Here is a 22,314-nt window from a genome sequence, read left to right as displayed (position 1 = left end):
TATGAATAAAGCAAGGAGATGCCTCTCCTTGCTTATACCCTTCATTCAATCATTCCTCACCTAAAATTGCTTCAGCAATATTTACGGCATGGTCGCCAATCCGTTCCAGATTACTAACGATATCGACATAAACAATCCCTGCTTGAGCTGAGCAAAGCCCCTCATTTAAACGAAGAATATGCTGCTTTCTGAGTTTTCTTTCCATTTTATCAATGGCTTCTTCTTTTTTCACCACATCTAAGGCTGCTAATCTATCCTTATGATCCAGCGCATGAATTGATTCTTTCACAGTTGAAATCGTAAGTTGAAACATTTCCTCCAAATCAGCTGAAGCATTTACCGAGATTTGTACTTTATTTGCCTGTTGGTACTCTGCAAGCTCAATTATATTTTCATAATGATCCCCGATCCGCTCGATATCCCTGACTGTATCCATTAGCATTGTATGTTCTTCAGATTCATGCGCAGTAAGGGAGCTCGTCGAGAGTTCAATTAAATAATCCGTAATTTTTCGATCAAGGTTATTAATTGCATCCTCCAACTGCATGGCATTGCTTGCATGTTTTGTATTTTTTGTCTTTAAAAATTCACATGTTTCACCAAGACCTTGAATAGCGAATTGCCCCATTCTTAACACTTCTTCCTTAGCTTGTCCAAGGGCAATGGAAGGAGATTGCTGGATAAATACAGGATCAAGATGTTTTGCTTTATATTCCATTACGGCATCTTCACCAGGAATTAACTTTGTTACAATGATTGCCAATACTGTAACAAATGGCAATTGAATAATTGTATTAGACGCGTTGAATATCCCATGTGCAAAAGCGATTGTCATCTCAGGATTCAGCCCCATGCCAGTCTGGATCCATTCAATTAATAATGTAAATGGTTTTAGAAGAATCAAGAAAATGGTTGTACCGATTAAGTTAAATAAAACATGGACCGCTGCTGCTCTTTTGGCAGCAACAGATGTGCCAATCGCTGCTAATACTGCTGTGATTGTTGTCCCAATGTTGTCTCCAAACAGAACCGGTAATGCCGCATGTATATCAATAAGCTGTTCAGAAAACAGGCCTTGAAGAATTCCAATCGTTGCACTGGAGCTTTGGACGATAACCGTAAATACTGTCCCAACAATTACACCTAGAATAGGATTTTGACTCATATTCAGTGTCAGCTCATGAAAAGCTTCTAGTGTCCTTAGTGGCTTCATACCGCCACTCATTAGCTCTAATCCATAAAATAGAGCACCAAAACCAAAGACAATTTGGCCGATATTATGTATTTTTTGGCTTTTAAAGAAGAAAAGCAGGACTGCTCCTAATGCTATAATAGGCAAAGCATATGCACCCACATCAATACCAATAATAAATGCAGTTACCGTTGTTCCAATATTTGCACCCATAATCACACCAATTGCTTGGCGAAGTGTCATAAATCCTGCACTAACTAAACCAACGGTTATAACCGTTGTTGCAGAGCTGCTTTGTATTAGGATTGTCACAAGCATTCCCGCAAATACTCCCATTACAGGATTCGTTGTGAATCGATCAAGTAAATCCCTTAAACGATCACCAGCCGATTTCTGAAGACCGTCGCCCATTGTTTTAATTCCATATAGAAAAATTCCAAGGCCTCCAAGAAATTCAAAAATCATTTGCTGAATATTCAATTCCACTCTTCTCCAACCCCTATATCTATATTCGACATATTTCATCAAACTCCATACAATTATTAATGAAGATGAATAAAGAGTAAAGATTTCTCGAACTGAATTTACAATACCTTAACAAACACCCCTTATATTACAATTGTGTTACATTCATGTAAATGAGCAGTGAATTTCTATTACTTGTATAGATGTTTTTATGCGGGTAGAATAAAGAATGAATTCTATTAAGGGTGTGTCCAAATGAATATTTTTAAGCAGTTTATAAAAAGTCTTTATTCACCGAAGGATATTGCACAATATCGTTTTCAAGGAATCGGTAAAACGATATTGTATGTATTTTTTCTAACTTTTCTATCCATTATTCCCTCACTGATTTATTTCAGTACAGCATTAATAAATGGGATGGATGCCATACAAAATAGCGTTAAAACAGAACTCCCTTCATTTATTATTGAAAACGGTGAACTGCAAGCAGATCTTGATGCTCCAAAAATTATTAATAAAGAAGATTTCACCATTCTCTTTGACCCAACTGGAACTGTTGGCCACAAGGAAGTATCTAATAGTAATAACACGATTGCCTTATTAAAGAATGAAGCTTTAATAATAGCGGGCGGACAAACTCAATCCTTCTCTTATTCTATGGTCCAAGATTTCACATTAACAAATGATGATTTGGAGACTCTTTTAGCTTCTGTTGAATCTTCATTACCCATTATCACTCCACTTATTGCTGTGGTTATTTATATTGTTGCCGCCGGTATGAAATTTATCGAGATTTCATTTCTAGCTTTAATCGGGCTTTTAATACAAAAGCTTATGGAAGTAAATATGCAATATCGCCACACTTGGAGAGTTGCAGCATATAGCGTTACACTTCCTACCGTTTTCTTTACAATTATGGATAGTTTAAGAACACTAGTGCCTAATGGGGCAATCATTAATTGGTTTGTTGCATTGATCATTTTATTATTAGTCATAAAGGAAATTCCAAGGTTAGAGAAAAAATAAAACGCGCAAATCTGCGCGTTTTTCTTTATGTATTCTCTTTATTTAACGTATCGAAATTCCGCATTTAACATAGAAAGTGATTGAGATAAATCAGTCAGTCTTTCTCCTGCTTCATGACTTTGCTTCATTTTGTCCATTTGCCTTTCTGATGCTTTCATCATCTGTTCTGCACTTGCTAGCGTTTCTTGAGATACAGAAACATAATTCTCCGTAGCAGATTCTATTTTTGGCAATAAGAGATTCAGGCCAGTTAACTCCCCTTGAGCTTTTTCAATCATCTTGCTAACCATTGCAATTTCAAGCATTAATTGATCAAAAGACTCCTTGCTGGCCGATGCTGTTTTGGCATGTGATTGGAAGTTATTCATCATTTCAGCAAATTCATTGGACGCCTTAACTGAAATAGATTCCATCCTGCCAATTGTGCTCTTTATTTCACTCGCTGCATTCGACGATTGTTCAGCTAGATTCTTTACTTCATTGGCAACAACAGCAAAGCCTTTTCCTGATTCTCCTGCCCTTGCCGCTTCTATCGCCGCATTTAAAGCTAGAAGCTTCGTTTGCTCTGCAATTTGCTGAATAATCATAACCACATTTGCAATTGATTCTGAGTGATCCTTGACAGCCTGGACGGAGGAAGCTACATCCTTAAATTCGATTTCAAAGCGATTAAATGTAGAGATTAAGTTCCCCACATTCTTTTCACCCTCATAAGCTGAATGATTCATTGTCAGAACTTTTGCCATAACAGCCTTCATTTGAGCAAAAATATTACTGAGTGAACTGTTCATTTCTTGAAACATATTGATACTGTCTTCAGAACTTACGGCTGTTTGTTCAGCTCCTCGTTTAACCACTTGGATGGTATTCATCAGCTGTTCATTTTCCTTCAATACTTGTCCTGAACTATTTCTCAGTTCATTCCCTGTTATTGATAAATCCTTTGTGGTCGATGAAATTTCATATAAAAGTGTACTCATTTGGCTGATCATCGCATTAAAGCTCTTCACAAGTGAAGTAATTTCAGGTGTGGATGTATTCGTTTCGATTCGGACGTCTAAATTTCCATTCCTTGCTTCTTTCATGACTTCTCTTAACCTAATAAGAGGATTGGTTAAACTTCTTACCATTAGAATAAGAATGGCAGATGTTAGGATAAGGCTAATAAATGCAACAATAAATATGTATTTCGCCATCTCATTTATTTCTTGCAAGTATTGTTTTTGAGGAATTGCAATGACATATATTCCTTTTAATTCTTGAACCGAATGAAAGGAAAGGGTAAAAAGCTCCCCATTTATTTTCTGATGGAGCAAGCCATTTTGCTTTTCCCTTATTTTCTTAAGGATTTCTTCTGTAAAATCAATCGTTGCATTCTTGCTTATTTGAAAAGGAATCGCTCCTTTGTCATTCACTAAAAAATAATTCCCTTTGAACCCATCCTGTGCTAGATCAGCATCCTGGCTTTTAATGACCTGATCCATTTTTTTATAAAACTTCTCCTCCTGACCGACATAAATAAGCATCACATTTTGAGCAATATCATAAATGGCTGCGACCTCTTTATTCAAACGCTGTTCCATTAATTTTATCGCGGTATCCTTAGACTTCCCGTATGAAATATACGCAACGATTGAAACCGTCAGCAGCAGCAAGCCCAAAATCATAACTAATAATTTTGTTTGAAGCGATAAACTTTTCAGCAAAATATGATTCCTGCCTTTCCAGTCTCTTTATATATGTAGATATTCCGACTTTCTACCTACATTATGACAAAGGAATATTAAGGAAATGTAAATGACTGGTAAGATTTTCGTAAACTTGTTTACAGTTTTGTTCTACTCTTTATTGGCCAAGCATACATATGGGATATGCAAGCTACTTATTCCGGAGGTTTGACCAATATGAAACGATTAGTCGCACTACTATTAGCAGCACTAACAATTTTTGTTATTTATTACGACTTAAGCAAGGGGACCTTACCAGCTGGTGATGAACAAACAGTCGAGGTGACCTCTTTGACGAATACTGCTGAATCCTTTTTTGAAAAAAAAGTCGCCCCAGGGGAAACTGTCCTTTCCATTATTGAACAAAAAATGAATGGTCCCCTCCCTGTTAGCATGACTGATGTAATTACTGACTTTTCAAATTTAAATAATGGCTTAAAACCTGAAGAACTGAAGTATGGAAAAACGTACAAGTTTCCTATATATAGCAGCAAAAACTAAAAAGTTCCCTTTATTGGATAAACCATCATTCTTGTCAATTTGATTGATTCATTGATACAATATGAAAGTGGATTGTATTTAATAATTAACTGTAAATTAAAGGAGCGAATCTCCATTGACTGAAATGATACATCGTACAAAAACACGTCCAGTTAAAGTGGGACCATTAACAATCGGCGGCAGCAATGAGCTGTTCATCCAAAGTATGACAACAACTAAAACACACGACGTTGAGGCAACAGTTGCTGAAATCAAGCGTTTAGAGGAAGCAGGCTGTCAAATTGTCCGTGTTGCTTGTCCGGATGAACGTGCAGCAAATGCCATTGCAGATATAAAGAAACAAATCAATATTCCATTAGTTGTCGATATCCATTTTGACTATAAGCTTGCTCTTAAAGCAATTGAAGGTGGAGCAGATAAAATCAGGATTAATCCAGGGAATATCGGGAAACGTGAAAAGGTGGAAGCAGTTGTTAAAGCTGCAAAAGCAAAGGGGATTCCTATTCGAATTGGCGTAAATGCGGGATCTCTTGAAAAACGAATTCTTGAGAAATATGGATATCCTACTGCTGATGGAATGGTTGAAAGTGCATTGCATCATATTAAAATCCTAGAAGACCTTGATTTTCATGATATTATTGTATCGATGAAAGCTTCCGATGTTAATTTAGCCATTGAAGCTTACGAAAAGGCAGCAAAAGCTTTTGATTACCCATTACACTTAGGTATTACTGAATCGGGTACGTTATTTGCAGGTACAGTTAAAAGTGCAGCTGGTTTAGGAGCTATTCTTCATAAGGGAATTGGAAATACTTTAAGAATATCTTTAAGTGCGGACCCTGTAGAAGAGGTTAAAGTGGCTCGGGAATTACTTAAGGTATTTGGCTTGTCTTCTAATGCAGCAACCTTAATTTCTTGTCCGACATGCGGCAGAATAGAAATTGATTTAATTAGCATCGCCAATGAAGTAGAAGAATATATCCAAAAAATTAAAGCTCCTATTAAAGTAGCCGTACTTGGCTGTGCTGTAAATGGACCAGGTGAAGCACGTGAAGCTGATATTGGAATTGCTGGTGCACGCGGTGAAGGACTTCTGTTCCGCAAAGGAGAAATTGTCCGTAAAGTACCTGAAGCAACAATGGTTGAAGAATTAAAAATTGAAATCGATAAGATTGCTGAAGAATACTTTGCGAAACAAGAAGAGGAAAAGAAAAAAGCTGAAAGTGTAAACTAAGGACAAATGAATGCGCAAGCGCCTTGATCACCCCCGACAAGCACAAGACGAGTCTCACTAAAAAGGTGCCCTTTACCTTTTTAGTGAGGCTTGGCTTGTGACCTCGAGGGGGTAGGCGCTGGAGCTGGATGCAGACCAACTCGTCACAAAGTTATCCACAACATCCGATTATATAATTTCCTTAACACTACAAGGATAAGAGCCTGGCATTTGATGCCAGGCTCTTTTTTTCTCCGCTTTAAAAAAACGGAAGAATAAACATCCCTACAATAATTGACACCACTCCAATTCCAATCGCCCAGCTGCCAAGGGCTGTAGCACCTCTTCTTCTGGCAACGAAACCGAGCACAATACCTGTAGCTCCAAACAGGATTGGCAGCACGAATAAGGATAGAATAGAAAGTGCAAGAGCAGCAATTCCCACGCCTTTTCCTGCTGTTACAGATTCCCTTTCCCGCTCATCCGTTCTACTTATGCGTCTATCATAGGAAATCGGTGCAGCGAGTTCAGCTGAGGTTTCTTCCGTGAAATCTGCAGTTCCATATTGGTTTTTATCTCCAATTTGCTCGCTATGCCGAAGATCGTAATCCTCATAATCGCGGTCTTGATCTGCCATTTACTTGATCCCTCGCTTTCATTAGTGGAATCTTGTAGATTCCCTGATGATTCTTGTCTCGCTTACTTTGGAGCATTATTATTGTTTACCTAAAGGACCAAATTATTGTTGTTAATCTTTAACTCTTCACCTGAAATTTACTAAAGATTTTAATACTATTCTCGACCGAATCATTCAACTGCGATAAGATAAAAGTAAGATTAGTTTAAAGGAGCGTTTCAAATGAAGAAGCGATTTGGAATTGATATTGATGGAACTGTTACATGTCCATCCGCCATCATTCCCTATATAAATAAAGAATTTAACGTAAATATTACATTAGATGATGTGAAGCAATATGATTTAACCCATGTTGTCGATTGTTCCGAAGAAGAGTTTGCCGATTGGTTTATGAAAAGTGAACCTATCATTTATGCAGCATCTCCTTTGGCAAAAGGGGCAAAAGAAGTATTAAAAAAGTGGGAGACTATGCATGAATTAATTTTTATTAGTGCACGTGGTCCTCACCTTCTTGAAATAACCAAAGAATGGTTTTTAAAAAATGCACTCCAATTTAATCATATTGACTTACTGGGCACACATAATAAAATTGAGGCAGCGAAAAACTTTCAAGTAGATATATTCTTTGAAGACAAGCACGACAATGCAGTCATGCTTCATGAGGAGTGTCATATTCCCGTAATCTTATTTGATACCCCTTACAATCGTGAACCCATTCCAAATGGAGTAATCCGGGTAAATTCATGGTCTGAGGCAAATGCTTGGGTGGACAATTGGTTAAAACAACAATAAAAAAAACGGCAATGCCGTTTTTTTTATTTTACCTATATGCTGCATCTGCATCCGTATGCTCGAAGCATTCCGGACATTTTCCATAAATCTCAAATTTATGACCTGAAATATCGTAGCCTCTAAGATTATCTTGCACTTCCTTCATTGGACAAGTGTTTATTTCCTTCGTTTTTCCGCAATCTAAACATATAAAATGATGGTGGTGATGTTCACGCGCACATGTATAACGAAAATGCTTTTCACCGGACAACTCTGTCATTTCAAAAATTTCAAGGTCAACAAACAATGATAAATTCCTGTAAATGGTATCAAAACTTAAACCAGGATAGTCATCCTTCATCCAAGCGAGCACATCTCTTGCCGTTAAATATTTATTGCTTTTCGCAAAAAGTTCAAGCATTTCTTCCCGTTTCCCTGTATGCTTATAGCCCTTTTCCTTTAAAAGCTGTAACGCTTCATTCACATCCATTTTATTCACCTCTAATATTTCTATTTACACGTTTAGATACACTTTTGGCCTAGACGGCCGCCTTTACTGTGAGTTTCTTTATTAAAATAGTAAGGATCAAAATGAGAACTGCGATAATAACGATTGTTCCGCCTGGTGCTAAATCTAAATAATATGAAAGCATGAGCCCCCCTAAAACAGAAGTCTCACCGAAAAGAACAGAATAAAAAATCGTTTGTTTAAACCCCTTGGCGATTCGAATGCTTGCAGCAACAGGCAGGGTCATTAAAGAAGAAACCAAAAGAATACCGACAATTCGCATAGATGCTGCAATAACTAAAGCAACCATAACAATAAAAATAAAATGAATACTTTTTGCTGCTATTCCAGAAGCTTTTGCATGTTCTTCATCAAAGGATAATAAAAATAATTCTTTATATAATAAAATAATCATTGCAATGACAAAAATGCTAATCAGCATGATAGTCCATAAATCTGCACGGCTCACCGCACTAACACTGCCAAATAAATAGCTAAATAAATCGGTATTAAATCCATCGGCAAGTGAGATAAAAATGGCTCCTAGGCCAATCCCGCCTGATAAAATGATGGGTATTGCTAGTTCTTGATAATGCTTATACACCGCTCTCAGCTTTTCAATAAACAGGGAGCCTGTTACTGAAAAAACCATCCCCATATATAATGGGTTTAAGCCGCTTAGTCCGATAAATTTCTTTTCAAGAAGCAGACTTGCTGCAATACCTGCTAGTGTAACATGACTTAATGCATCTGCAATAAGAGAAAGTCTGCGGACAACAATAAACACACCGATCAACGGAGCAATAACCCCAATAATAATCCCTGTTAAAAAGGCATTTTGTAAAAACTCATATTGTAATATACCTGCAATCATTGCTCTGTTCCTCCATGATGATGGTGATGATGATCGTGATTATGTGTGAGAATATGAACATCATGACCATAATACTCGGACATTTCATCCATTTTTAGCTGTTCAAATTCCTCCGTTTTCCCATGAAAATGCAAATGCTTATTTAAACAGGCAACATGTGTGACTTTATCAGAAATCGTTCCAATATCATGCGTAACTAATAAAAGGGTAATTCCTAATTTTTTGTTTAACTCGTCTAGCATCTCGTAAAAGGATTGAACATTTTGGGCATCAACCCCAACAGTTGGCTCGTCAAGAATCAATAATTTGGGATCACTGACTAATGCTCTAGCGATGAACACACGCTGCTGCTGTCCCCCTGAGAGCTCCCCAATATTTCTATCTTTAAATGCAAGAAGTCCAACGGAATTAATAGCTTCCATCACCTTTGTGTGATGCTCTCTTTTCATAAACTTAAAAAGTCCAAGTTTTCTTGTTAAACCGCTTGAAACAACTTCATAAACCGTTGCAGGGAAACCAGTATTAAAAGAATTTGCCTTTTGTGATACAAAGCCAATTTTGTGCCAGTCTTTGAATCGGCTGATCTCTTGACCAAAAAGTCGAATCTCTCCTTTTTGAGTTTTGAGCAGTCCGAGAACAAGCTTTAATAAAGTTGATTTTCCTGAACCGTTCGGCCCAACAATACCTAAGAATGCGCCTTCATGTATAGTAAGGTTAATATCTTCAAGTACGTCCTCCTTTTCATAACGGTAGGATACTTGCTCTATTTCAATAATTGTTCTTAATTGATTTTCCATTTTATCACCTAAAAATCCAGCTGTAATTTTAAAAACAGCTTCGAATATAAGAATCATTACGATTTAGTAGTATACAGCAAGGTTAAAAAAATGTAAAGAATAACAATTCCATTCTGCCATTAAAAAATCTGTAACAAATTCCACTCTCTCCTCATACAGTACATTGGAGGAGTGATGGAGAATGAAAATTTTTGAAAACATCATTAATCATAAAGTAGGTACTATTACTGGTGATGAGTTAATGAAGTATGGAAAGCAATTCCAAATCATCATTACAAAACAGCAAGCTGACAAAATAGCCGACTATCTCCGAGGAAAACAAGTGAATATATTTAATGATGATGAGCGTTCAAGAGTAGTAAAGGAAATTGCAAAAATTGCCGGCCCTGAAACAGCTCGAGCTGTAAATAAGCTATTTATACAATTTACTAAATAATTTCTCTCTAAATACATGAACAATTGAGCAAGGCGCTAATCACCCCAACAAGCACAAGCCGCCCCTCATGCAAAAGTTTTTCAGAAAGGCTCGGCTTGTGACCTCGAGTGGGAAGGTGCTCGAGCTGGAAAAGACCAACTTCTCACAACGTTTCCAAAACATCCGATTATATAATTTTCTTTCCATTGAAAAAAAGCTGTGAGAATTCACAGCTTTTTTCTTTAATGAGATTATCCCTGCATAATTAAGTCCAAAAGATTTTCATTATATTCTTTTGCACGAAGCATAGCAATCTCATGTTTATAAGGTGCCTTTTTATTATTTTTGTCCTCTCCCACGTAAGGTGTTTCAAGTATCTTTGGCACATTCATCAGCTGTGGATGATGGACAATATAATTCAAAGCTTCAAAGCCAATATGGCCAAATCCGATATTTTCATGGCGGTCTTTTCTCATCCCGCGCTCATTTTTACTATCATTAATATGAAGAACCTTTAATCGATCAATGCCTATAATCTTGTCGAACTGCTCTAAAACCCCATCAAAATCCTCGACAATATTGTACCCAGCATCGTGTGTATGACAAGTATCAAAGCATACTGATAAGTGATCATTGTAATTTACTCCATCAATAATCATCGCTAGCTCCTCAAATGATTTTCCGCATTCAGAGCCTTTGCCTGCCATTGTTTCAAGGGCGATTTGAACCTTTTCGTCTCCTTTTAACACTTCATTTAAGCCTTCTACAATTTTTTTGATGCCTGCCTCTGTTCCCGCACCGACATGTGCACCTGGATGGAGGACAATTTGTCTGGCACCTATGCTTTCTGTACGATCGATTTCAGATCGAAGGAAATTCACACCTAACTCAAAGGTGCTCGGATTTGTTGTATTTCCGATATTGATAATATATGGAGCATGAACAATAATATCACTTATTCCGTTTTCCTCCATATGCTTCAAGCCTGCTTCTATATTTAATTCTTCTATTTTTTTCCTTCTTGTGTTTTGCGGAGCACCTGTATAGATCATTAATGTATTGGATCCATATGAAACAGCCTCTTCACTTGCTGCCAAAAGCATTTTTTTCCCACTCATCGATACATGTGAACCAATTTTCAGCATCTTTTCTTCTCTCTCCCCAAACGATTATTTTTTCTTTATTCTTCTTTCGCGTTTTTTAATTTTATCCATTTCCCACTTCATTTTCTTTTTATATCCTGGTTTCACTTTCTTCGGTTTTTGGACTAATGAAGACGCCTTTTTATCGATATCATCTGTTTTTCTTTGGCGATTTTTACGCTTGTTTCGCTCATCAAGCTTCGTCCATTCACCCTTCTGCAAATCAACATGGTGAAATTCTATTCCCATTTTTTCAAGGCGATTGAGCGCATCTTCATCAGCAGTTTCGTAAATAGTTAAAGCAATGCCCGAATATCCTGCACGTGCTGTACGGCCTACTCGATGAATGTAAAAATCTAGATCCGTCGGCAGCTCATAATTAATCACATGGCTTATCCCTTGGATATCTATTCCTCGTGCTGCTAAGTCTGTCGCAACGATATACTGGAACTCTAAGTCGATAATTTGCTTCATCATTTTTTTCCGTTCACGCGGATTCAAGTCTCCATGAATCCTTCCAACCTTCAACCCTTTTGAAATCAATGCATCTGCAACCTCATCCGCTTTTTTCTTCGTATTCGTAAAGACAATCGCTAGATATGGATTAAAAGCTGCTAAAGCTTCATGAACGAGATTCACTTTATTACGATGTTTTGATGGCATAATCCATTGTTCAATTTTAGCTGCCGTTGCTTGCTGCGGCTCTACATGAATATACTTTGGGTTTTCCATATATTTTTTCAAAAATGGCTTCAGCTTTTCAGGAATAGTCGCAGAGAAAACGAGCATCTGAATTTTCTCAGGCATTCTTCCTGCAATTTGGTCAACATCTTCAAGAAATCCCATGTCTAACATTAAATCTGCTTCATCAACAACAAGCATTGTTGCTTTATGAACAAATAGAGCCTGCTCCTTCACAAGATCATTTATTCTTCCCGGTGTACCAACAATGATTTGGGGCTGTTTTTTTAACCTATCAATTGTTCTCTGCTTGTCCGTTCCTCCGATATAGCAGCGTGCAGCTATTTCTTCACCTTCTGAACAATGCTCCGTTACTTTAAGAATTTCCTGATAGATTTGATTCGCAAGCTCTCTTGTAGGAGCGGTAATAATCGCTTGTACCTCTTCTCTTGCAGGATCAAGCTTTTGCAGGATTGGTAAAATATACGCATGTGTTTTTCCCGTTCCTGTTTGTGATTGGCCAATTGCGCTATCTCCTTTTAAAGTGGCTGGGATTAAGCGTTCTTGTATTTCAGTAGGTTCATAAAAACCTAACTTTTTTACTGCTTCAATAATAAATGGCTTAAATTCATACCGTTCAAATTTTGTTTCGTTCATATTATTAACTCCTCATGTGTCGATTCTATAGTCATCCTGTTATTATAATAAAGTTTTAGACAAATAACCACTCATACTAAAGAATAGTTTCATAATAGCGCTGTTTTCACTTTTTTCTGCCAATATTCTGCTCTTTTTCCCGCCTAAACCAAATCAGTCATGATGCATACCTTATTAGTATTAGAAGATAGAAAGGAGGCTAACGGGAATGATGAATCGACCGAGAATGCCATTTCGAGGAGGAATGCCTCCTCAATCATTTATGCCACCAATGCAGACTCGTCCACCAATGGGATCAATGATGAGAGGTGCACCTCAAATGAGACAGGGAGGTGGCGGCCTGCTCGCAAAACTTATGGGCGGCGGTCAAGCAAGAGGTGCCGCAGGAGCTGCTGGGACAGCAAGCAGGGCTGCAGGAAATGGCGGATCAGGAGCTGGCGGAATCTTAAAAGCTTTAAGCAATCCGACAGCGATTAATGGCTTTTTATCAAACACACAAAAGGTTTTAAATACTGCCCAGCAAGTAGGACCGATGGTGCAGCAGTATGGACCGCTCGTAAAAAACATCCCTGCCATGTGGAAACTTTACAGAGGATTGAAAAATGGGGATGACGAACCCGCTTCAGTGGATGAAAAGCCTAAAAAAGAAACAACATCTGCTAAAACTAAAAAACCTATAAAAAAAGCAAGCAATGAAGCGGACATTGATACCCCCCCAGCTAAACAAGTACAAAGAAATGGCCAATCGATTCCAAAATTGTATGTATAAAAAGGATGCAGCAGCATTCTTTTTTATTTTTACTTTTATCTTTTTCCTCTCTTTATGATAAACAAACACAGCTTGCTTCACTGCCTTTTAGTATTATTATTAGCAAAAGTTCTATATAATAGTATACGGATCATTCACTTTTTACCGCATGAACGATCATTAAAAAAGAAAAATAAACGGACTTTATCATAGATGTTTTTATTATTGGGAGGGTTTGAAATATGGAAATCATTAAGATATCACCACGGGGTTATTGTTATGGAGTTGTCGATGCAATGGTTATTGCAAGAAATGCGGCCCTTGATAAATCACTGCCGCGGCCCATCTATATCCTAGGAATGATTGTTCATAACAAGCATGTGACAGATGCCTTTGAAGAAGAAGGAATTATTACTCTTGACGGAAAAGACCGGATGGATATACTTAGCAAGGTTGATAAGGGAACTGTTATCTTCACTGCTCATGGAATTTCACCAGAGGTAAGAGAGTTAGCTAAATCAAAAGGACTTGTTACACTTGACGCTACTTGTCCGGATGTAACGAGAACACATGATTTAATCGAAGAAAAGGTGAAAGAAGGCTTCCAGATTATTTATATTGGAAAAAAAGGTCACCCGGAGCCTGAAGGAGCAATTGGTGTTGCACCACATGCTGTTCATCTGGTTGAATCACTGGGAGATGTAGATGCCTTGCAGCTTCAAGGTGAAAAGATCGTTGTCACTAATCAAACGACAATGAGCCAGTGGGATGTTAAAGATGTAATGAATAAGTTAGAAGAAAAGTATCCGCATGCCGAGTTTCATAAAGAAATTTGCAATGCCACACAGGTACGCCAAGAAGCGGTTGCGACTCAAGCAGGACAAGCAGATGTAACCATTGTTGTCGGTGACCCAAAAAGCAATAACTCCAATCGCTTAGCACAAGTGTCTGAAGAGATTGCCAGCACCAAAGCATACCGGATTGCTGATGTATCCGAGCTAGATATCGATTGGATTAAGGACGCGTCAACCGTCGCTGTTACTTCGGGGGCCTCTACTCCAACTCCTATTACCAAAGAGGTAATTGCCTTTATCGAACAGTTTGATCCTAATGATGAATCGACTTGGGCAAGAGAGAAGAAGGTACCATTAAGTAAGATTCTTCCAAAAATTAAAAGATAACAAAAAGGACCGGTTCGGATAGAATCATACCGGTCCTTTTTGTTTTATAATTTATCAGCCAATCCCCTCATACAAACTGAAATGGATCTGTGTGTAATTCAGATGCAAAAATGGAAACGTCATAGCCCTTTTCCTTACACATTTTTTCTAGTTGAATGGCAACTCCTTTTTTCATTACCTTTTCAACGTTATGGCCTGGGTCAACAATATTTAGCCCCATCATCATGGCATCATGTGCTACATGGTAATACATATCACCCGTCACGTACACATCTGCTCCTTTAAATTTTGCTGAAGCAAAATATTTATTTCCGTCACCGCCGAGTATAGCCACTCTTTTTACTTTATCAGACATATCGCCTACAACCCGCACCCCTTTAACATCAAAACAGCGCTTTACATGAGCAGCAAACTCCTCTAGCGTCATTTCTGGAATATCGCCAATTCTCCCTAGACCCAAGATCTCTCCCTTATTCTCAAGGCTATAAATGTCATAAGCAACTTCTTCATATGGGTGAGATTTAAACATAGCTGAGAGAATTCTTTTCTCAAGATGTTCTGGAAAGATCGTTTCTAACCGTTCTTCTTTAACCGATTCAAGCTTTCCAATTTGACCGATATGAGGGTTTGTTTCCTCTCCAGGTAAAAACTGCCCAATTCCTGAGCTCGAGAATGAGCAATGACTATATTTTCCGATTGCACCTGCACCAGCATTCCCTAGCGCTTGCTTAAGCTCTTCTGCATTTTCCACTGGAACATATACTACGAGCTTTTTTAATTTTGTTTCATATGTTGGATAAAGCACTTCAGTATTAGTAAGCTGCAGCGCTTCGGCCAGCATATCGTTTACACCGCCAGTCGCCACATCAAGATTCGTATGGGCGGCATAAACAGCTATATCATGTTTAATAAGCTTCTCTATTAGTCTGCCAGCTGGTGTTTCAGTTGCTATCGCCTTCAAGGGGCGAAAAATAGGCGGGTGGTGGGCAATGATAAGCTGCACATTTTTTTCAATCGCCTCATCGACTACTTCCTCCAATACATCCAGAGCAATCATTACATTTTCAATCGGTTTATTTAACCTGCCGATTTGCAGACCAATTCGATCACCTTCCATTGCATAGGTTTTCGGTGAAAATCGCTCAAATAACTGGATGATTTCATGCCCGTTCACCTTCTTCATTTGTCTATAACCTCCTCAACCATTTGAATCTTTTCTTTAAGCTCTTTCTTTTTCAATATTGTTTCTTCTGATTCGGCTGCATTTTCCAGCTGAGTTAAAATTCGCTGCCAATTTTTCAGTTCGTTTCTCCACTTCTTCTGAAAGGAAACAGAGGATTGTTTCATTAATAGCGGACCAAGTAAAAGCTCTTTTTGTAAATTTTTATATGGTTTGAAAGGATCTCCCTTTTCGGCTACTAATATTTCATATATTTTATTATCTTCTTCTAGTATCTCTTCCGATATTAGTTCCCACCCATTATCTGCGAGCCATTGTCTTGTCGTAATTGCGCTAATATTCGGCTGCAATATTAATCGTTTAACCGAATCCAGCTTATTCTTCCCTTCTTCCAAAATGCTTGCTATTAAAGCGCCGCCCATTCCAGCAATTGTTACGCAGTCGATCTCTCCTTGAGTAATGACTTCCAAACCATTTCCTTTTCGAACAATAATTTTTTCTTCTAGCCCTTCCAGCTTTACCTGACGTTGTGCTGACTGATAAGGTCCCTCTACGACCTCACCAGCGACTGCAAACGGAACCATGCCCTTTTTTACAGCATAGCATGGCAAATAGGCATGGTCAGACCCGATGTCAGCCAGACGAAATCCCCTAGGAATATAATTTGCAACAGCTTCTAGTCGCTGTGATAATTTCTCTGTATTCATTTAGTCACCACTTATACTTTCATATTTTAAATAGCTACCGTTTTAACGATAGCCCGTCTTAATAAGTATAGAAAAAGTCCTTTACATATGCAAAGGACTTTCTTTTTAATAAATTATTTAAGTGTCATTAACCATTCAGCCATTGCATCTTCTTGACCAGCGACTAATCCGCCAGGCATTCCATTGGCCGTACCATTAGTTAGGATATCTACAAGTTCTTCCTTAGAGTGACGGTCACCAGTACCAGTTAAAGCTGGTCCCACTGCTCCTTGATATTGATCACCATGACAGGCGATACAACTTTGCTTATAAGTGTCTTCAGGGCTTGCTGCAACCTGCTCTTCAGCTTTGTCTCCGCCGCCTTCTTTTTCTGCAGCAATTTCATCCATGTTATTAAGACCAATAAATGACATAAAGAAAATTGCTACGATACCGAATGCAAAGATAATAAGATACGGCATTGCTGTATTTTTCATGTTTTAACCTCCCTTATGTAAGAACATCAAAATATTAAGTAATGTACAAACAATCTCTATTCTACTTCAAATTCTACCGAAGGAAAAGACCTAAAGCAAACTTTGTCACAGCAAATTCGGAAAATAGACAAAAACTCCATCACTTAGATGGAGTTTCCCCTACCTTTTTATTAGTTACTTAAGATATGACGAGCAATAACTAAACGTTGAACTTCGGATGTGCCTTCGCCAATTTCAGTTAACTTCCCATCTCTCATAAATCTCTCAACATGATAATCCCTCATATATCCATACCCGCCATGAATTTGTACTGCCTGATCAGTAATTTCCATACATATCTCTGAAGCATAGAGCTTACACATAGATGCTTCCTTTGAAAAAGCTCTTCCTTGATCTTTCAGCCAAGCCGCTTTATAAACCATATTTCGAGCCAGATCAATTTTCATAGCCATGTCTGCCAATTTAAATTGAATTGCTTGGAAATTGGATAAGGAGCGCCCAAATTGCTGACGTTCCTTTGCATATTGAACAGCCTTCTCATATGCAGCCTGAGCGATGCCGACAGCCATTGCACCGATTCCAATTCTGCCTCCATCTAAGGTGATCAAAAATTGTTTAAAGCCCTCACCCTTTTTACCGAGCAAGTGCTCAGTCGGAACGCGCACATCTTCAAGTACAAGCTCAGTTGTATTGGATGCATGCAATCCCATCTTCTCATAATTATCTATCACCTTGAATCCATCTGCATCAGTTGGCACGATGATTGCACTTATTTCTTTTTTGCCATCTGCTTCACCTGTTATTGCTGTAAGAGCTAAATGCTTTGCATAGCTTGCATTAGTAATAAAACACTTATTTCCGTTAATGATGTAATCTCCATCTTTCTCAACTGCTGTCGTTCTTGTTCCCCCAGCATCCGAACCAGCACTCGGCTCGGTTAAACCAAACGCACCAAATGTTTCACCTGTACAAATAGGGACTAAATACTTTTGTTTTTGTTCTTCTGTTCCAAACAAATACAGTGGAGCACCGCCTAAAGAAATATGAGCTGAATATGTAATCCCCGTCGAGCCGCATGCACGGCTTAACTCTTCTGTAACAATCGCAAAACTAACAGTATCCGCACCAGCACCGCCATATTCTTCTGGGAAAGGAAGACCCATTAAACCAAGGTCAGCCATTTTCTTAAAAATTTCAATGGGAAATTCTTTATTCCGATCCCTATCTAGTGCACCCGGGGCAACCTCTTCATCCGCAAATTCACGTATCGTTTTAAGAATCATTTCTTGTTCAGAAGTTAAATCAAAATTCACCAGTCCATCCCCCTTATACTCGTTGTATACGCTTACAACTCTATTATAAAAGAGATTATATAATTTTCACAACATTTAAAAATTTTATAAAATAATTTATTATATGAAAATATAAACAATAAGTAAAATTAGTCCTAATATACCTGAAATCGTAAACGCAGGCTGCTTCAATTTCCACCCGCACAGCAACCAAAGAAAACAGTTGATGATTAGATTGAAATAAAGGAATTTCGGTCTTTCAGGAAAAACACTTGAAAAAAATTCAACCGATGTCAGCAATAAAATCAACGCTGAAACAATGATTGGAATTTGCAACAATATTCCTTTTCTAGAAAAATAAATTGTAAAGATAATTCCCGTCAAAACAAATAAAATTAACAACGGCATTTGCAAAGTAATAGACAATTCAGTAAAATGGATTAAAAAAAGGGTCAGAGGAAGAAGCAATATAAAGAGATAGTGTTTTTTCCATAATCCCCTATTTTTCATACCTTTTTTTGAGATCTCCGGCTGATTTCCTTCAGTATATAGGGCCAAAAGATAATCACAATATTGTTCCGGTAGCATACGGGCTTTTTTCCAAGATAAAATTTCATTTACAATGATGTTTTTTCTATTTTCATTCAAAAGTTACACATCCTTTTACAAAAGCGTAAGCGCCGTGATCATCCAGTCCATACTGGATGGGCTCCTCAATCTAGCTGGCAGTTCCTAGGCCCTTGAGGCAATAAACTAAACTGCCGCACCGTGTTTTAATGCCTGGGATAAAGGAAACACGGTGAGCGTGAGCAATCCGATGTTGACTCATCTTAGGGAGGGGACCTGAAGTTGGATAAGAGAACAGCCGTTTGAGCATGACCGTTCCCAAATTTGAAAAATGTTATCTTTTTTAATCTAAAAAATTTTATGTCGGCCTAACATTCAGAAATAAAAAAAATAGTTTACTTCTATTGTAAGAAGTAAACTATTTTCTGGCAATCCTTTTCTAAAAAGGACATTCGGTTTCATATTTATTCTAAAAAGTCTTTCAACCGTTTGCTTCGGCTAGGATGTCTTAATTTACGCAATGCTTTCGCTTCAATTTGACGAATACGCTCACGAGTAACACCAAACACTTTACCAACCTCTTCTAACGTTCGTGTGCGTCCATCATCAAGCCCAAAGCGAAGACGCAATACATTTTCCTCACGATCTGTTAAAGTGTCTAGAACGTCCTCAAGCTGCTCTTTTAAGAGCTCATAAGCAGCATGTTCAGAAGGGGATGTAGCATCCTGGTCTTCAATGAAATCTCCGAGATGGGAGTCATCTTCTTCCCCAATGGGTGTTTCCAAAGAAACTGGCTCTTGTGCTATTTTTAAAATTTCTCTAACCTTATCCGGGGTAAGATCCATATCTTCAGCAATTTCTTCTGGTGATGGTTCACGTCCAAGATCTTGCAGTAATTGGCGCTGTACACGAATTAATTTATTAATGGTTTCAACCATATGAACAGGAATACGAATTGTTCTAGCTTGGTCTGCAATCGCTCTTGTAATCGCCTGACGGATCCACCAAGTCGCGTAAGTACTAAATTTAAAGCCTTTACGATAATCAAATTTTTCAACAGCTTTAATTAAGCCCATATTTCCTTCCTGAATTAAATCAAGGAAGAGCATGCCACGGCCAACATATCTCTTTGCAATACTTACCACCAATCGAAGGTTAGCTTCAGCAAGACGTCTTTTAGCTTCTTCATCCCCTTGCTCAATTCGCTCTGCAAGTGAAATTTCTTCTTCAGCTGATAAGAGATCAACGCGGCCAATTTCTTTTAAATACATGCGCACAGGGTCATTAATTTTCACCCCTGGTGGCACGCTAAGGTCATTTAAATCAAATTCTTCTTCCCCTTTAGCTAGTTCCTGTGCATTAGGATCAGCATCTTCGTCATTGTCACCAACAAGTTCAACACCCTGATCACCAAGGAATTCATAGAATTCATCCATTTGATGGGAATCCAATTCAAAATGACCCATTCTTTCTGCTATATCATCATAGGCAAGGACACCAGTTTTTTTTCCGATTTGTATTAATTGCTCTTTTACTTGTTCTAGGGTCAATTCTGAATCAACTTCTTTTGATCGAGCTGATTTTTCAGCCATATTGTCCCCCTCCTTCCATGAAATGCGAAAAGCGCCAAGCTTTACCCCCGATTCCTTTACCTCGGGTGGCAGACGCGGTAGCTAGACTTTCATCTAACCAGAAAAGTCCATCAAAGAGACTTTCGTAACTGGATGATTTCCATAGCAATTTGTGCTGCTTTCACAAAATCACCCTGCCTCTCTGCTTCTTTCTCCTCAATCATTTTTTCTTTTATCTTTAACATTTTTTGATAATTAAACACCTGTTTCATGTAATCCATTAATTCCTGTTCGCTTAACTCTTCATTTATTAACATCATTTCAATGTTGGCAACGACTCTTTTAAGCTTTTCATCCTGAATAAAATCAATAAATGCGCTAGGATCTGGCGAATGGCCATTTTCATAATATCCAAGTAAATAAGTGATAATTGCTTGATGCTCATCAATGTTAAACGTGTTTCCTTGAAGCCGCTCTTGAACCTTGAAGGCAATATCACTGTTCCTTAACATATGTGCAATTAGTCTTCTTTCTGCTGTATAATACGCAGGCTTTAGCTGGTTTGCCTTGGTTATAGGCTGGAGCTGCATCTTTGCTGCTTTATTTTCCCCGCTGGTGTTTCGCTTTTCAGCAAAGGATATTTGTTTTAGCTGCTCTTTTAGCGCTTCTAGAGAAAGGGTAAATTCATTCGCTAAGTGTCTGAGGTAATGATCCCTTTCGACTGCATTATCAAGCTTACTTATTTCTGCTAATACTTCTTCGATATAGCGGAGACGATCTCCTTCATCATGAAGTCTTTTTCCTCTTTTATAATATTGCAGCTTGAAAGTCATTAAGGTGACACTTGCATCAATGACCTCTTTACGGAATTTCTCTTTTCCAAACTGACCAATATAATCGTCTGGATCCATCCCGTCTGGCATTAATGCAATTCTTACATGCATCTCTGCATCTGAAAGCATGTTCCCAGCCCTCCATGCGGCTTCAATTCCTGCATGGTCAGAATCATAACAGATCGTGATTGACTGAACATTTCTTTTTAATACTGAGACATGATCCTCAGTTAAAGATGTTCCCATTGTGGCAACACCGTTTTCAACACTAGCACGGTCTGCAGCAATTACATCCGCAAATCCTTCAAAAAGGGTAGCCTGCTGCAGCTTTTTCATCTGAGGTCTAGCTAAATGAAAATTATATAAGATCTTACTTTTATTAAAAATTGCTGTTTCAGGACTGTTCAGGTATTTGGGCTCATCGGCCCCTAATGATCTTCCTGAAAAAGCAATCGTTTGACCGCCTCGATCAAAGATTGGAAACATAATCCTGTCGCGAAATCGATCGAAGTATTTCCCATCTTTTTCCCGTTTAATAATCAAACCTGCTTTTTCTATAACTGGCAGCGGAAATTTCCTCTTTGTTAAAAAATTCAAGACAAAATCCCATGAATTCAGTGAATAGCCGATTTGAAACTTCTCAATCGATTCCATTGTAAACCCTCTGCCAAGCAAATATTCTAATGCATGCTGGCCATCTTTTGTGTTTACAAGCAGATGATGGTAGAATTTACGCAATAGCTCATGAGCCTCTAACATTTGCTCAATGTCTGGAGGCACAGACTTTCGAACAGATACTGATGAGGCATCAATATCTAGCTTAATGTTCCCTTTATCAGCAAGCTTCATTGCAGCCTCTTGGAAGGAATATCCTTCAAGGTCCATTAAAAATGAAAAAGCATTTCCACCAGCACCGCAGCCAAAGCAATGAAAAATTTGCTTATCTGGCGAAACGGAAAAAGATGGTGTGCTTTCGCCATGGAAAGGACAAAGTCCAAAATAATTTCGCCCTTGCTTCTTTAATTGAACGTAGTCGCTAATTACATCGACAATATCGACAGCTTGCCGAATTTCATTTACTTTTTCCTCGGCGATGCGCTCTGCCATGAGAACACCACCTCCATTTAAATATGAAATGCACAAGCGCGCTGAA

Annotated in this window: 22 protein-coding genes; 7 read left to right on the top strand and 15 right to left on the bottom strand. The window is 38.2% G+C overall.

What is annotated here, in order from left to right; translation table 11 throughout:
* Positions 1–49: 49 nt before the first annotated feature.
* Complete coding sequence (locus ASU02_RS15030; protein ID WP_408607278.1) at positions 50–1,657, bottom strand: Na/Pi cotransporter family protein; 1,608 nt, start codon at positions 1,655–1,657, stop codon at positions 50–52.
* 255 nt (positions 1,658–1,912) lie between these two features.
* Between ASU02_RS15030 and ASU02_RS15025 the strand changes: the two genes are divergently transcribed.
* Positions 1,913–2,683, top strand: a complete 771-nt coding sequence (locus ASU02_RS15025) for a DUF1189 domain-containing protein (RefSeq protein ID WP_057765014.1) — start codon at positions 1,913–1,915, stop codon at positions 2,681–2,683.
* A gap of 38 nt (positions 2,684–2,721) precedes the next feature.
* Here the strand turns inward: ASU02_RS15025 and ASU02_RS15020 are convergent, their stop codons facing one another.
* Positions 2,722–4,389, bottom strand: coding sequence for a methyl-accepting chemotaxis protein (locus ASU02_RS15020; RefSeq protein ID WP_232426263.1), 1,668 nt, complete (start codon positions 4,387–4,389; stop codon positions 2,722–2,724).
* 198 nt (positions 4,390–4,587) lie between these two features.
* Between ASU02_RS15020 and ASU02_RS15015 the strand changes: the two genes are divergently transcribed.
* Entirely contained in the window at positions 4,588–4,911 is a 324-nt protein-coding gene (locus ASU02_RS15015; RefSeq protein WP_057765011.1) for a hypothetical protein, read from the top strand.
* Between the two features lie 124 nt (positions 4,912–5,035).
* Positions 5,036–6,145, top strand: coding sequence for a flavodoxin-dependent (E)-4-hydroxy-3-methylbut-2-enyl-diphosphate synthase (gene ispG / locus ASU02_RS15010; RefSeq protein WP_165571531.1), 1,110 nt, complete (start codon positions 5,036–5,038; stop codon positions 6,143–6,145).
* Positions 6,146–6,383: 238 nt separating this feature from the next.
* On the opposite strand, the gene ASU02_RS15005 is transcribed toward ispG, so the two are convergent.
* A complete protein-coding gene (locus ASU02_RS15005; protein WP_057765008.1) occupies positions 6,384–6,761 on the bottom strand; it encodes a DUF308 domain-containing protein in 378 nt (125 codons plus the stop codon).
* A gap of 222 nt (positions 6,762–6,983) precedes the next feature.
* Between ASU02_RS15005 and ASU02_RS15000 the strand changes: the two genes are divergently transcribed.
* Positions 6,984–7,553, top strand: a complete 570-nt coding sequence (locus ASU02_RS15000; protein ID WP_057765006.1) for a hypothetical protein — start codon at positions 6,984–6,986, stop codon at positions 7,551–7,553.
* Between the two features lie 28 nt (positions 7,554–7,581).
* Here ASU02_RS15000 and ASU02_RS14995 read toward each other — a convergent pair whose 3' ends face one another.
* From ASU02_RS14995 to ASU02_RS14985, 3 genes are read right to left on the bottom strand one after another with little or no spacing between them, the layout of a single operon-like run.
* A complete protein-coding gene (locus ASU02_RS14995; RefSeq protein WP_057765004.1) occupies positions 7,582–8,022 on the bottom strand; it encodes a Fur family transcriptional regulator in 441 nt (146 codons plus the stop codon).
* A gap of 49 nt (positions 8,023–8,071) precedes the next feature.
* Positions 8,072–8,914: a metal ABC transporter permease gene (locus tag ASU02_RS14990; protein WP_057765002.1), complete on the bottom strand. Its 843-nt coding sequence runs from the start codon at positions 8,912–8,914 to the stop codon at positions 8,072–8,074.
* Entirely contained in the window at positions 8,911–9,711 is an 801-nt protein-coding gene (locus tag ASU02_RS14985; protein ID WP_057765000.1) for a metal ABC transporter ATP-binding protein, read from the bottom strand. Before ASU02_RS14985 ends, ASU02_RS14990 begins: the two co-directional genes overlap by 4 nt.
* Before the next feature lie 181 nt (positions 9,712–9,892).
* Between ASU02_RS14985 and ASU02_RS14980 the strand changes: the two genes are divergently transcribed.
* Positions 9,893–10,147, top strand: a complete 255-nt coding sequence (locus ASU02_RS14980) for a DUF2624 domain-containing protein (RefSeq protein WP_057764998.1) — start codon at positions 9,893–9,895, stop codon at positions 10,145–10,147.
* 230 nt (positions 10,148–10,377) lie between these two features.
* Here ASU02_RS14980 and ASU02_RS14975 read toward each other — a convergent pair whose 3' ends face one another.
* Together ASU02_RS14975 and ASU02_RS14970 are read right to left on the bottom strand one after the other, a co-directional pair.
* On the bottom strand, positions 10,378–11,271 hold the full coding sequence (locus ASU02_RS14975; protein WP_057764996.1) for a deoxyribonuclease IV: 894 nt from the start codon (positions 11,269–11,271) through the stop codon (positions 10,378–10,380).
* 24 nt (positions 11,272–11,295) lie between these two features.
* On the bottom strand, positions 11,296–12,606 hold the full coding sequence (locus ASU02_RS14970) for a DEAD/DEAH box helicase (RefSeq protein WP_057764994.1): 1,311 nt from the start codon (positions 12,604–12,606) through the stop codon (positions 11,296–11,298).
* A gap of 208 nt (positions 12,607–12,814) precedes the next feature.
* Between ASU02_RS14970 and vrrA the strand changes: the two genes are divergently transcribed.
* Together vrrA and ASU02_RS14960 are read left to right on the top strand one after the other, a co-directional pair.
* Positions 12,815–13,375 carry a VrrA/YqfQ family protein gene (gene vrrA / locus ASU02_RS14965; RefSeq protein WP_057764992.1) on the top strand — a complete coding sequence of 187 codons (561 nt, stop codon included), beginning with the start codon at positions 12,815–12,817 and terminating at the stop codon, positions 13,373–13,375.
* 221 nt (positions 13,376–13,596) lie between these two features.
* On the top strand, positions 13,597–14,535 hold the full coding sequence (locus tag ASU02_RS14960) for a 4-hydroxy-3-methylbut-2-enyl diphosphate reductase (protein WP_057764989.1): 939 nt from the start codon (positions 13,597–13,599) through the stop codon (positions 14,533–14,535).
* A gap of 67 nt (positions 14,536–14,602) precedes the next feature.
* Here ASU02_RS14960 and ASU02_RS14955 read toward each other — a convergent pair whose 3' ends face one another.
* From ASU02_RS14955 to dnaG, 7 genes are all read right to left on the bottom strand, one after another.
* Complete coding sequence (locus ASU02_RS14955; protein ID WP_057764987.1) at positions 14,603–15,718, bottom strand: Nif3-like dinuclear metal center hexameric protein; 1,116 nt, start codon at positions 15,716–15,718, stop codon at positions 14,603–14,605.
* Positions 15,715–16,422, bottom strand: a complete 708-nt coding sequence (locus tag ASU02_RS14950; RefSeq protein WP_057764984.1) for a tRNA (adenine(22)-N(1))-methyltransferase — start codon at positions 16,420–16,422, stop codon at positions 15,715–15,717. Before ASU02_RS14950 ends, ASU02_RS14955 begins: the two co-directional genes overlap by 4 nt.
* 113 nt (positions 16,423–16,535) lie before the next feature.
* Positions 16,536–16,898: a cytochrome c550 gene (gene cccA, locus ASU02_RS14945; RefSeq protein WP_053477043.1), complete on the bottom strand. Its 363-nt coding sequence runs from the start codon at positions 16,896–16,898 to the stop codon at positions 16,536–16,538.
* 170 nt (positions 16,899–17,068) lie between these two features.
* Positions 17,069–18,211, bottom strand: coding sequence for an acyl-CoA dehydrogenase (locus ASU02_RS14940; RefSeq protein ID WP_057764982.1), 1,143 nt, complete (start codon positions 18,209–18,211; stop codon positions 17,069–17,071).
* Between the two features lie 99 nt (positions 18,212–18,310).
* Complete coding sequence (locus ASU02_RS14935; protein WP_057764980.1) at positions 18,311–18,838, bottom strand: hypothetical protein; 528 nt, start codon at positions 18,836–18,838, stop codon at positions 18,311–18,313.
* A gap of 383 nt (positions 18,839–19,221) precedes the next feature.
* The gene (rpoD, locus tag ASU02_RS14930; protein WP_053477046.1) at positions 19,222–20,349 is read right to left on the bottom strand and encodes an RNA polymerase sigma factor RpoD; all 1,128 of its coding nucleotides are present in this window, start codon (positions 20,347–20,349) and stop codon (positions 19,222–19,224) included.
* A 110-nt stretch (positions 20,350–20,459) separates the two neighbouring features.
* Positions 20,460–22,268: a DNA primase gene (dnaG, locus tag ASU02_RS14925; RefSeq protein WP_057764978.1), complete on the bottom strand. Its 1,809-nt coding sequence runs from the start codon at positions 22,266–22,268 to the stop codon at positions 20,460–20,462.
* Between the last annotated feature and the right edge of the window lie 46 nt (positions 22,269–22,314).

The organism is Cytobacillus praedii (genome assembly GCF_001439605.1).
Taxonomy (GTDB): Bacteria; Bacillota; Bacilli; order Bacillales; family Cytobacillaceae; genus Cytobacillus; species Cytobacillus praedii.
The sequence above is the reverse complement of the archived record's forward strand: the minus strand, read 5'-3'. Positions and strand labels throughout refer to the sequence as shown.